Origin of the sequence: Aminobacter carboxidus (assembly GCF_014863355.1) — a bacterium.
GTDB classification, from domain to species: domain Bacteria; phylum Pseudomonadota; class Alphaproteobacteria; order Rhizobiales; family Rhizobiaceae; genus Aminobacter; species Aminobacter carboxidus.
Window position 1 is genome coordinate 163805 of the sequence record NZ_JACZEP010000008.1, and the last position, 11738, is coordinate 175542.

An 11738-nucleotide genomic window follows, 5' to 3' on the forward strand; every position below is an offset into this window, starting at 1 on the left:
GCGCCGCATTCGGCTGTCATTTCGCAGTTGCACAATGATCTAACAGTGGCTACTCATTGTGCATCGGTGAATGGTGCTTTGTTTTTGTGCATGACTGATCTGGAAAAACTCGGTGAGCCGCTTTCGATCGGCGATGTGACGATCCGCAATCGGGTGTTCCTGGCGCCGATGTCGGGTGTCACCGACGAGGCATTTCGCACGCGCGCTTATGCCCATGGCGCCGGTCTGGTCGTGTCGGAGATGGTCGCCAGCGGTGAACTCGCCAAAGGGCGTGGCTCCAGCGGTTTTCGCATCCGCCATTCCGGCTTGCCGGTCCACATGGTGCAGTTGGCCGGCCGCGAGGCAGCCCACATGGCCGAAGCGGCGCGCATCGCCGTTGGCGAAGGTGCCGATGTAATCGATATCAACATGGGTTGCCCGGCAAAGAAGGTTACCGGCGGCTATGCCGGCTCGGCGCTGATGCGCGACCTCGACTACGCGCTGACCTTGATCGACGCCGTCGTGGGCGCCGTCGACGTACCCGTGACCCTCAAGATGCGTCTGGGCTGGGACGATGATGTGCTCAACGCGCCTGAACTGGCCCGGCGCGCCGAGCAGGCCGGCGTCAGGATGGTCACTGTACACGGCCGCACGCGCTGCCAGTTCTATCAGGGCAAGGCCGATTGGCGCGCCATTGCAAGGGTCAAGCAGGCGGTCAGCATTCCCGTTGTCGCCAATGGCGATGTGGCAACAGCTGAAGATGCCGCCGGCATCCTCGAACAATCGGGCGCCGATGCGGTCATGGCAGGGCGCTCGCACTACGGCGCACCATGGACCGCAGGCACGATCGCCGCCGCCGCAGGTAAGAGCGCTGCAACTGCAGTGCCCCGGTCATCCCTTGATATGGCCGACTATATCGTTGCCCACTACGAGGACATGTTGGTGCTCTACGGCATCGAGAGCGGCCTGCGCCAGGCGCGCAAGCACCTCGGCTGGTATCTCGATCGCCACACCACCGAACTGCCTGATGAACTGCGCCGCAGTGTGTTGACCTCGTTTGAGCCGCAGCAGGTGATTTCTTCATTGCGTGAAGCGCTTGCGGCTTTTGGCGAAAGTGCCTTTGAGAGGAATGCGGCATGAGCTTCGACCGAGTGCCTACGTCCCGTCAGGTCGATGCCGCGCAGATTGTGCTCAACACGATCCGCCGCCCGGTCATCATGATCGGGCCGGACAATTTCATCACCTTCGCCAACGCCGACGCCGAGGATTTCTTCCGCTCCAGCGCGGCAATGCTGTCGCGCAGCGAGCTGTCGCGTTTCGTGCCCTTTGGCAGCCCCATCCTGCAACTGGTTGAGCAGGTGCGTGTACGCAACACGCCTGTTAACGAGTACCGCGTCGATGTCTCTTCGCCCCGGCTCGGCATCGAGAAGATGGTCGACCTTTACGTCGCTCCGGCGTCGGAGCTGCCGGGTTCGGTGGTCGTGATGTTCCAGGAACGCTCGATGGCCGACAAGATCGACCGTCAGATGACTCATCGCGGTGCTGCGCGCTCGGTCACCGGGCTTGCCGCCATGCTGGCGCATGAGATCAAGAACCCGCTTTCCGGTATCAGGGGCGCGGCACAGCTTCTCGAGCTGAATGCCTCCGACGACGATCGTTCGCTGACCCGGCTGATCATCGATGAAACCGACAGGATCGTTTCGCTTGTCGACCGCATGGAAGTGTTTTCCGACGAGCGGCCGATCGACCGCTATCCCGTCAATATCCACGTCGTGCTCGACCATGTGAAGGCGCTGGCCAGGAACGGCTTTGCCAATGGGATCAAGATCCTGGAGGATTACGATCCATCGCTGCCACCTGTTTATGCCAATCGCGACCAGCTGATCCAGGTCTTCCTTAACCTGGTCAAGAACGCCGCCGAGGCGATCGGCCATGACCCGCATGGCGAGATTACGCTTTCGACCGCCTTCAAGCCCGGGATCCGCATGTCGATCCCTGGCACCCAGGATCGCGTCTCGCTGCCGCTGGAGTTCTGTGTTCACGACAATGGCTCGGGCGTGTCGGAAGACATCCTGCCGATCCTGTTCGACCCTTTCATCACCACCAAGCCCAACGGCTCGGGCCTCGGCCTCGCGCTGGTCGCTAAGATCGTCGGCGACCATGGCGGAGTGATCGAGTGCGATTCGACGCCGCGCGGCACCACCTTCCGCATCCTGATGCCCGCCTGGAAGGAATTGCCCGTGCATCTCGACGAAGACAGCGAAGGAGCCCATCGATGAGCGTGCGCGGAAACATCCTTGTCGCCGACGACGATGCGGCGATCCGCACCGTGCTCAACCAGGCGTTGTCGCGCATGGGTCACGAGGTCCGCGTCACCTCCAACGCCGCGACGCTTTGGCGCTGGGTGGCCGCCGGCGAGGGCGATCTTGTCATCACCGACGTGGTGATGCCCGACGAAAACGCCTTCGACATGCTACCGCGCATCAAAAAGGCACGCCCGGAGCTGCCGGTCATCGTGATGAGTGCGCAGAACACCTTCATGACCGCCATCCGCGCCTCGGAGACGGGTGCCTACGAGTACCTGCCCAAGCCCTTCGACCTCACCGAACTGCTCAGCATCGTCAACCGTGCGCTTTCCGAGCCGCGGCGCCCAAAGAGCGACCAGCGCCTGGACGACCAGCCCGATGCCATGCCGCTGGTCGGCCGCTCGGCGGCGATGCAGGACATCTATCGCATGCTGGCGCGCATGATGCAGACGGACCTCACCGTCATGATCTCGGGCGAGTCGGGTACTGGCAAGGAGCTGGTGGCACGCGCGCTCCACGAATATGGCCGCCGCCGCAACGGGCCGTTCGTCGCCATCAACATGGCGGCCATTCCGCGCGACCTCATCGAATCCGAGCTGTTCGGCCACGAGAAGGGCGCTTTCACGGGTGCGCAGAACCGCTCTACCGGCCGTTTCGAGCAGGCCGATGGTGGCACGCTGTTCCTCGACGAGATCGGCGACATGCCGATGGAGGCGCAGACGCGGCTGCTGCGTGTGTTGCAGCAGGGCGAATACACCACAGTTGGCGGACGCACACCGATCAAGACCGACGTCCGCATCGTCGCGGCCACCAACAAGGACCTGCGCACGCTCATCAACCAGGGGCTATTCCGCGAGGATTTGTTCTATCGTCTCAATGTCGTACCGCTTCGTCTTCCAGCGTTGCGCGAACGCTCGGAAGATGTTCCTGATCTCGTCCGCCATTTTTTCAAGCAAGGCGTCAGCGAAGGCCTTCAGGCCAAGCGCATCTCCTCGGGCGGCGTCGAACTGATGAAGCGCTATCCCTGGCCGGGCAATGTGCGCGAGCTGGAAAACCTGGTGCGCCGCCTCGCGGCGCTCTATCCGCAGGACGAGATTTCGGCCGACATCATCGAGTCCGAACTCAAGACCGGCGAACAGCCGGTCGTACCTGGCGGCAATCTCATTCCCGACGACCTGTCGGTCGGCCAGGCGGTCGAGCATTTCCTGCAGCGCTATTTTGCCATGTTCGCCGGTGACCTGCCGCCGCCCGGGCTCTACCAGCGCATCCTCGCCGAGGTCGAGTATCCGCTGGTGCTGGCCTCGATGACGGCGACGCGCGGCAATCAGATCAAGGCCGCCGAGCTTTTGGGGCTCAACCGCAACACGCTGCGCAAGAAGATCCGCGAACTCGGCGTCAACGTCTACAAGTCGTCGCGGCCCGCCTGACGCGTTCACGCAAACACGCTTATCTGTCGATAGCCCGTCTAAACATTTTCGCTTGCGGCGAAAATGTTGCATAATCGCCACAATGCGTTGCATAGATGCGCCGCAATCAATGTCTCTACACGGCAGCATGGCGAGCCAGGCACAACCTCTAAACGACAAAACGCCCCCGCAACCCCGGCAGGAAGGTCGCCGCCTTCTCGCGCTTCCGGGCGTGCTGGCTATTGCCGCAGCGTTGGTTTCGGCCGCGGTGTCGTTCGCCATCCTGGTCGGCGTCACCCCGATCACGCCTGATTCGACGACGACGCTGGCGCTGATCGGCATCAATGCCGTGCTGATCCTGATCCTCGTCGGGCTGATCGCCTTTGAGATCCAGCGCATCGTCATGGCCCGCAAGCGTGGCAAGGCTGCGTCGCGGCTGCATGTCCGCATCGTCACCATGTTTGCGCTGGTGGCAGCACTGCCGGCACTGTTGGTCGCCATCGTCGCGTCGATCACCCTCGATATCGGCCTCGACCGCTGGTTCCAGATCCGCACCACGACAATCGTCAATTCCTCGCTGTCGATCGCCGAAGCCTATGTCCAGGAAAACGCGCGCAACCTGCAGAGCACAACGCTGTCGATGGCCAACGACCTCGACAACAATCGTGCGCTCTACGGTCTCGACCGCAGCGGCTTCCTCGATTTCATGGGCCGGCAGGCGCAGTTGCGCGCGCTTGCCCACGCCGCGCTTATCCGCGCCGACGGTTCCTTCGTCATGAGCGCCAAGACTGGCGCCGATTTCGCCATGCCCGAACCGCCGCCTGTCGCGGTCCAGACCGCGGCCGACGGCAAGCCGGTGCTGATCGAGCCGAAGACCCGCAACATCGTCGGCGCCATCATCAAGCTGCGCGAAATCGAGGGGCTTTACCTCTACACGATCCGGCTGGTCGATCCCGAGGTCATCAAGGCGCGCCAGATCGTCACCGCCAACACCGAGGAGTATCGCGATCTCGGCGCCAACAGGCGCACGACGCAGATCGCCTTCGCCTTGCTTTATCTCGGCCTGACGCTGATCGTGGTGCTTTCGGCCATCTGGACCGGCATCGCCGTTGCGGACCGCATCGTGCGACCTATCCGCCAGCTGATCGGTGCTGCCGACGAAGTGGCGACAGGCAATCTCGACGTGTCGGTGCCGGTGCGGCAGTCGGATGGCGACGTCGGCGCATTGAGCGACACATTCAACAACATGCTGCTCGAGCTCAAATCGCAGCGCAACGAGATCCTGACCGCCAAGGACGTCATCGACGAGCGCCGCCGCTTCTCCGAGGCCGTGCTTTCGGGTGTCACTGCAGGTGTCATCGGCGTCGATCCCTATGGCAGCATCACCATCGTAAATCCCTCGGCGGAAGAGATGCTGGCGATCTCGGCTGCTTCGTCGCTCGGGCAAAACCTGTCGATCCTGCTGCCGCATGTCGGCCGCGTCTTCGAGATCGGCCGCAAGTCGGGCCGCGCCGTCTACCGCGAGCAGGTCACCTTCTACCGTGCAGGTGCCGAGCGCACCTTCAACGTGCAGGTGACGGTCGAGGAGGGCGAAAGCGAAGTCGGCGACAAGTCTTATGTTGTCACCATCGATGACATCACCGATCTCGTCACGGCACAGCGCACCTCCGCCTGGGCCGATGTCGCACGCCGCATCGCCCACGAGATCAAGAACCCGCTGACCCCGATCCAGCTGTCGGCGGAGCGCATCCGCCGCCGCTACGGCAAGGTCATCACCGAGGACCGCGAGGTCTTCGACCAGTGCACCGAAACGATCATCCGACAGGTCGGCGACATAGGCCGAATGGTCGATGAATTCTCGGCTTTCGCGCGTATGCCGAAGCCCGAAATGAAGGTGATCGACATTCGCGAGCCGTTGCGCGAGGCGTCGTTCCTTGTCGAGGTCAGCCGTGCCGACATCGCTTTCGAGCGCGAGATCACGCCCGGACCGCTCAAGGGAACCTTTGACAGCCGCCTGATGGCCCAGGCCTTTGGCAATGTCATCAAGAATGCCGCCGAAGCCATCGAGGCGGCGGAACGCCAGACCGGTGAACCAGGGGTTATAAAGATCCGGGCACGGCGGGACGGCAATTCGATCCGCATCGATGTGATCGACAATGGCAAGGGATTGCCGCGCGAGAATCGCCAGCGGCTGCTCGAGCCCTATATGACGACACGCGAGAAAGGCACTGGCCTCGGCCTCGCTATCGTCAAGAAGATTGTCGAGGACCACGGCGGAAGATTGGAACTTCACGACGCGCCAGCCGATTTCCATGGCGGGCGCGGCGCGATGATCAGCATGATCTTGCCTGCGGCGGCCCATGAGGCTGCGGCACCCAAGGGTGCCGGCGACGCAGTGCAGGGCAGAGAAACCGAAAAGGTCGGAAATGGCGTCTGATATTCTTATCGTTGACGACGAGGAAGACATCCGCGAACTGGTTGCGGGCATCCTGAGCGACGAAGGCCACGAAACCCGCACGGCGTTCGACGCTGACAGTGCGCTTGCCGCCATTGCGGACCGCGCGCCGCGGCTGGTTTTCCTCGACATCTGGCTGCAGGGGTCGCGGCTCGACGGGCTGGCGCTGCTCGATGAAATCAAGACGCTGCATCCCAACCTGCCTGTCGTGATGATCTCTGGTCACGGCAACATCGAAACCGCCGTTTCGGCGATCCGCCGCGGTGCCTACGACTTCATCGAGAAGCCGTTCAAGGCCGACCGGCTGATCCTGATCGCCGAGCGCGCGCTCGAAACCTCGAAGCTGAGGCGCGAGGTTTCCGACCTCAAGATGCGCAGCGGCGAGACCCATGACCTGATCGGCATGTCGTCGGCGATGAGCCAGTTGCGCCAGACCATCGATCGCGTCGCGCCGACCAACAGCCGCATCATGATCATCGGCCCGTCGGGCTCGGGCAAAGAGATGGCAGCGCGCGCCATCCATGCCTTGTCGTCGCGGAAGAGCGGTCCGTTCGTGGCACTGAATGCCGCGACCATCACGCCGGAGCGCATGGAGATCGAGCTGTTCGGCACCGAATCGAATGGTGGCGAGCGCAAGGTGGGGGCGCTGGAAGAGGCGCATCAGGGCATCCTGTACCTCGACGAAATCGCCGACATGCCGCGCGAAACGCAAAACAAGATTTTGCGCGTGCTCGTCGAGCAGCAGTTCGAACGTGTCGGTGGCACCAAACGGGTCAAGGTCGATGTCCGCATCATCTCGTCGACGGCGCAGAACCTAGAGGCGATGATCGCCGAGGGGCGCTTCCGTGAGGATCTCTACCACCGCCTTGCCGTCGTGCCTGTCATGGTGCCGGGGCTTGCCGAACGTCGCGAGGACATTCCTTATCTCGTCGACAACTTCATGAAGCAGATGGCCAAGCAGGCCGGCATCAAGCCACGCCGCATCGGAGACGACGCGCTTGCCGTGCTCCAGGCCCACAATTGGCCCGGCAACGTTCGCCAGCTACGTAACAACGTCGAGCGCCTGCTGATCCTCGCACGCGGCGACAATCCCGAGCAGCCGATCACGGCCGACCTTTTGCCGTCCGAAATTGGCGACGTCATGCCGCGCGCACCGAACCAGTCGGACCAGCACATCATGGCGCTGCCGCTGCGCGAGGCGCGCGAGATGTTCGAGAAGGAGTATCTCATCGCGCAGATCAACCGCTTCGGCGGCAACATCTCCAAGACCGCCGAATTCATCGGCATGGAGCGATCGGCACTTCACCGCAAGCTCAAGTCGTTGGGCGTGTGATTACAGTGCGGGCCAGCCAGGATAAATCCATCACATGCGCGTAATCATCTGCGGGGCGGGACAGGTCGGTTACGGTATCGCGGAGCGGCTGGCGGCGGAAAAGAACGACGTCTCGATCATCGATACGGCGCCTGAGTTGATCCACGCAGTGCGCGACCAGCTCGACGTGCGTGGCTTCGTCGGCCATGGCTCGCATCCGGAGGTGCTTGAAGCCGCCGGTGCGCAGAATGCCGACATGATCATCGCGGTGACGCTGTTCGACGAGGTCAACATCGTTGCCTGCGAAGTGGCGCACGCGCTGTTCAACGTACCGATGAAGGTCGCGCGCATCCGTTCGCAATCCTATCTTCAGCCGCACTACCAGGATCTGTTTTCGCGCGAACACCTGCCCATCGACGTGATCATCTCGCCCGAGTTGGAAGTCGGCGAAATGGTGCTGCGGCGCATCACGCTGCCGGGTGCTGTCGACGTCGTGCGCTTCGCCGAAAACCACATCATCATGGTGGCGATCGAGTGCCTGGAGGATTGCCCTGTCATCAACACGCCCCTGGCCCAGCTCAGCGAGCTGTTTCCCGATCTGCCTTCGACGGTGGTTGGTGTGACGCGTAATGGGCGCCTGTTCATTCCGCATTCTGCCGACCAGCTGGTGGCGGGCGACCTTGCTTATGTCGTGACGACCAAGGACCAGGTTCGCCGCACGCTTGGCCTGTTCGGGCATGACGAGCAGGAGGCGACACGCATCGTCATTGCCGGTGGTGGCAACATCGGCCTGTTCGTTGCCCGCACGCTCGAACAGCGCCAGAGCCGCACCAAGATCAAGATCATCGAGGCGAACCGGGACAGGGCGGTGAAGGTCGCCGACGAGCTGCGGCGGACCGTGGTACTCAACGGCAGCGCGCTCGACCAGAAGCTGTTGATGGAGGCCGACATCCAGGACGCCGACCTGATGGTGGCGCTGACCAACAACGACCAGGTCAACATCCTGTCTTCTGTCATGGCCAAGCGCCTGGGCTGCAAGGGCAACCTCGCGCTGATCAACAACCCGGCCTATCACGACCTGACCAAGCCGCTTGGCATCGACGCGCACGTCAATCCAAGTGCGGTGACGATTTCACGCGTGCTCCAGCACGTGCGGCGGGGTCGCATCCGGCAGGTGCACTCGATCCAGCGCGGCGCTGCCGAAATCATCGAGGCCGAGGCGCTGGAAACCTCGCCACTGGTCGGCACTTTGCTGCGCGACCTCGATCTGCCCGACGGCATGCGCATCGGTGCCATCTATCGCGATGGCCATGTCGTCAAGCCGAGCGGTTCGGTGAAGATCAAGCCGAAGGACCGCGTCGTCATCTTCGCGCTCGACAAGGCGGTCAAGCAGGTCGAGCAAATGTTCCGCGTCAGCCTCGAGTTCTTCTGATCTGGCCCAGCCAATTCAGCGTTGCCGCGCGGCGTAATTCGACTAGAACTCCCATGAAAATTTCGGGGACACGAAAACCATGCCGCGCATAGCTTACGTCAACGGCCGCTATCTTCCGCATGCCCATGCCGGCGTGCACATCGAGGACCGCGGATATCAGTTCGCTGACGGAGTCTACGAGGTCTGCGAGGTGGCGCGCGGCTTCATCGTCGACAGCGTCGGGCATCTCAATCGGCTCGATCGCTCCTTGTCCGAACTCAGGATCGCCTGGCCGGTCAATCGCGCCGTGCTGGTCCACATCATGCGCGAGGTCATTGCCCGCAACCGCGTCAGCAATGGCATGGTCTATCTCCAGGTGACGCGTGGCGTTGCGCCGCGCGATCACGTGTTTCCGGCTGGGACCACGCAGTCTGCGCTGGTGGTGACGGCCAAGCGCACGGATCCGGCCGCATCGGCCAAGAGGGCGGCAGCTGGCATCAAGGTGATCACTGTTCCGGAAAACCGCTGGGACCGCGTCGACATCAAGTCGGTCGGCTTGCTGCCCAACGTTTTGGCGCGTCAGCAGGCCAAGGAGGCCGGCGCGCAGGAGGCGTGGTTCGTCGACACCGATGGCAAGGTCACCGAAGGGGCAGCGACCAATGCCTGGATCGTCACCAAGGACGGCCATCTTGTTACCCGCCCGGCCGACAGCGGCATCCTGCGGGGCATCACCCGCACGACACTGATGGACGTGGCCAGGAAGCTCGGCCTGAAGGTCGAGGAACGCGGGTTTACCGTTGAGGAAGCCAAGTCGGCGCGCGAAGCGTTCATGACCGCGGCGACGACCGTGATCATGCCGATCGTTGCCATCGACGGCCAGCCGGTCGCCAATGGGCATCCCGGATCGGTCGCGCTTTCACTCCGTGAAGCATTTTTTGACGTTGCGGAAAAAATCCAAGCCTGATAACCGCTTGGGCGTAAATGGTTAAATTCATCTCGTTCAGCTTGCTACGCGTTGTGGCAAGGGGGTGTTTGCTGGCTTGACATGGGCCCGGTAATTTGGCGCATTGGCAGCAGACAGGGATCGGCGAAAGAAAAAAACAATGGCGGAACGATCGCAGAATCTTCAGGACCTTTTCCTGAATTCAGTTCGCAAGAGCAAAAACCCACTCACCATTTTCCTGATTAACGGCGTGAAGTTGACCGGAGTAGTAACCTCCTTCGACAATTTCTGTGTTTTGTTGCGCCGTGACGGGCATTCGCAGCTCGTCTACAAGCATGCCATCTCCACGATCATGCCGAGCCAGCCGGTTCAGATGTTCGATGGCGAGGAAAGCCAGGGCGGCTGATTGGCACGCGACAGGACTGCCGGCGCCAAGGCCGGCGACAGCAATGGACCCGAATCGGTAGGGGGCGATAAGGCCCCCACGCGCGCGGTCGTCATCGTGCCGGTGCTGACGCGCCAGCCCAAGGGTGACGACGACAGCGCGCGTCCACGGTTGCAGCGTTCGGCCGAGGCTCGCCGCGACGAGGCGGTCGGGCTGACCCGCGCCATCGATCTCGAACCCGTTCACACCGCGATCGTGACCCTCAACGATCCGCGCCCGGCGACATTGCTGGGCAGCGGCAAGGTCGAGGAATTCGCGACGATCGTGAAGGAGCAGGGCGCGGAGCTGGTCATCGTCGACCATCCGCTGACACCCGTGCAGCAGCGCAACCTCGAAAAAGAGATGAACGCCAAGGTGCTCGACCGCACCGGGCTGATCCTCGAAATCTTCGGCCGGCGCGCCCGCACCAAGGAAGGCACGCTGCAGGTCGAGCTTGCCCATCTCAACTACCAAAAGGGCCGGCTGGTCCGCAGCTGGACCCACCTTGAACGCCAGCGCGGCGGGGCCGGCTTCCTCGGCGGTCCCGGCGAAACGCAGATCGAATCCGACCGGCGTGCGCTGCAGGAAAAGATCATCAAGCTCAAGCGCGAGCTGGAAACGGTGGTCCGCACCCGCGACCTGCACCGCTCCAAGCGGCGCAAGGTGCCATTCCCGGTTGTTGCCATCGTTGGTTACACCAATGCCGGCAAGTCGACGCTGTTCAACCGGCTGACCGGTGCCAGCGTGCTGGCCGAGAACATGCTTTTTGCGACGCTCGACCCGACCTTGCGCCGGGTGCGGCTACCGCATGGCACGCCGATCATCCTGTCCGACACCGTCGGCTTCATCTCCGACCTGCCGACGCACCTGATCGCCGCCTTCCGGGCGACGCTGGAAGAGGTGGTCGAGGCCGATCTTGTCATCCACCTGCGTGACATTTCCGACCCCGACACTGCGGCCCAGGCCGACGACGTCGAGCGCATCCTGACCGACCTCGGTGTCGACGCGGCCGATACCGACCGTGTCGTCGAGGTCTGGAACAAGATCGACCAGCTCGACGAAGGCAACCGCGAGCGCTTGCTGTCCGACAGTGCCGACGGCCGCAAGGCCCCGCCGATCGCCATTTCGGCGATCACCGGGGAGGGCATCCCGACCTTGGCCGGCCTGATCGAGCAGCGTGTTTCGGGTGAGCTCGAGTCGATCGACGTCACGCTGGAACCGAGCCAGCTCGGCCAGATCGACTGGCTCTACCGCAATGGCGACGTGGTCTCGCGCACCGACAATGACGATGGCAGCGTGTCGATGACGCTCAGGGCGACGGCTTTGGCGCGCGACGAGATCGCAGCGAAAATTCTACGCAAGAACAAGGGCTAAGTGTCGAAGCTATGAAGGTTGTTCATTCGAGGAGGGACTGAGAAGCTGGGGTTGCGAAGCCAACCAACCTTCAGTGGGGCTCCTCGAATGAACGTCCATAAGAATGCGCGTCTGACGCCTTCAGGTCG

9 protein-coding genes are annotated in these 11738 nt (G+C 62.7%); all 9 read left to right on the forward strand.

Annotation, left to right across the window (positions count from 1 at the left end; all coding sequences use genetic code 11):
- Positions 1-90 precede the first annotated feature (90 nt).
- The 9 genes from dusB (at position 91) to hflX (ending at position 11610) form a co-directional block, all read left to right on the forward strand.
- Positions 91-1119, forward strand: coding sequence for a tRNA dihydrouridine synthase DusB (dusB, locus tag IHE39_RS22975; protein WP_192568081.1), 1029 nt, complete (start codon positions 91-93; stop codon positions 1117-1119).
- Positions 1116-2258, forward strand: coding sequence for a two-component system sensor histidine kinase NtrB (locus IHE39_RS22980; protein ID WP_192568082.1), 1143 nt, complete (start codon positions 1116-1118; stop codon positions 2256-2258). Before dusB ends, IHE39_RS22980 begins: the two co-directional genes overlap by 4 nt.
- Positions 2255-3712, forward strand: coding sequence for a nitrogen regulation protein NR(I) (ntrC, locus tag IHE39_RS22985; protein WP_184767654.1), 1458 nt, complete (start codon positions 2255-2257; stop codon positions 3710-3712). The genes IHE39_RS22980 and ntrC overlap by 4 nt, the downstream gene beginning before the upstream one ends.
- 127 nt (positions 3713-3839) lie before the next feature.
- A complete protein-coding gene (locus IHE39_RS22990) occupies positions 3840-6128 on the forward strand; it encodes a sensor histidine kinase NtrY-like (protein WP_192568083.1) in 2289 nt (762 codons plus the stop codon).
- Entirely contained in the window at positions 6118-7479 is a 1362-nt protein-coding gene (gene ntrX / locus IHE39_RS22995) for a nitrogen assimilation response regulator NtrX (RefSeq protein ID WP_184767655.1), read from the forward strand. Before IHE39_RS22990 ends, ntrX begins: the two co-directional genes overlap by 11 nt.
- A gap of 34 nt (positions 7480-7513) precedes the next feature.
- A complete protein-coding gene (trkA, locus tag IHE39_RS23000) occupies positions 7514-8890 on the forward strand; it encodes a Trk system potassium transporter TrkA (protein WP_184767656.1) in 1377 nt (458 codons plus the stop codon).
- Positions 8891-8969: 79 nt separating this feature from the next.
- On the forward strand, positions 8970-9833 hold the full coding sequence (locus IHE39_RS23005; RefSeq protein ID WP_184767657.1) for a D-amino-acid transaminase: 864 nt from the start codon (positions 8970-8972) through the stop codon (positions 9831-9833).
- A 139-nt stretch (positions 9834-9972) separates the two neighbouring features.
- Complete coding sequence (gene hfq / locus IHE39_RS23010; protein ID WP_018428055.1) at positions 9973-10218, forward strand: RNA chaperone Hfq; 246 nt, start codon at positions 9973-9975, stop codon at positions 10216-10218.
- Positions 10219-11610 (forward strand): GTPase HflX, encoded by a 1392-nt coding sequence (gene hflX / locus IHE39_RS23015; RefSeq protein ID WP_184767658.1) that lies wholly within the window; start codon positions 10219-10221, stop codon positions 11608-11610.
- The last annotated feature ends 128 nt before the right edge of the window (positions 11611-11738 follow it).

Coding starts and splice junctions, on each gene's coding strand:
- IHE39_RS22990 (WP_192568083.1), top strand. CDS start 3,840: ATGGCGAGCCAGGCACAACCTCTAAACGACAAAACGCCCCCGCAACCC.
- ntrX (WP_184767655.1), top strand. CDS start 6,118: ATGGCGTCTGATATTCTTATCGTTGACGACGAGGAAGACATCCGCGAA.
- hfq (WP_018428055.1), top strand. CDS start 9,973: ATGGCGGAACGATCGCAGAATCTTCAGGACCTTTTCCTGAATTCAGTT.
- trkA (WP_184767656.1), top strand. CDS start 7,514: ATGCGCGTAATCATCTGCGGGGCGGGACAGGTCGGTTACGGTATCGCG.
- IHE39_RS23005 (WP_184767657.1), top strand. CDS start 8,970: ATGCCGCGCATAGCTTACGTCAACGGCCGCTATCTTCCGCATGCCCAT.
- IHE39_RS22980 (WP_192568082.1), top strand. CDS start 1,116: ATGAGCTTCGACCGAGTGCCTACGTCCCGTCAGGTCGATGCCGCGCAG.
- dusB (WP_192568081.1), top strand. CDS start 91: ATGACTGATCTGGAAAAACTCGGTGAGCCGCTTTCGATCGGCGATGTG.
- ntrC (WP_184767654.1), top strand. CDS start 2,255: ATGAGCGTGCGCGGAAACATCCTTGTCGCCGACGACGATGCGGCGATC.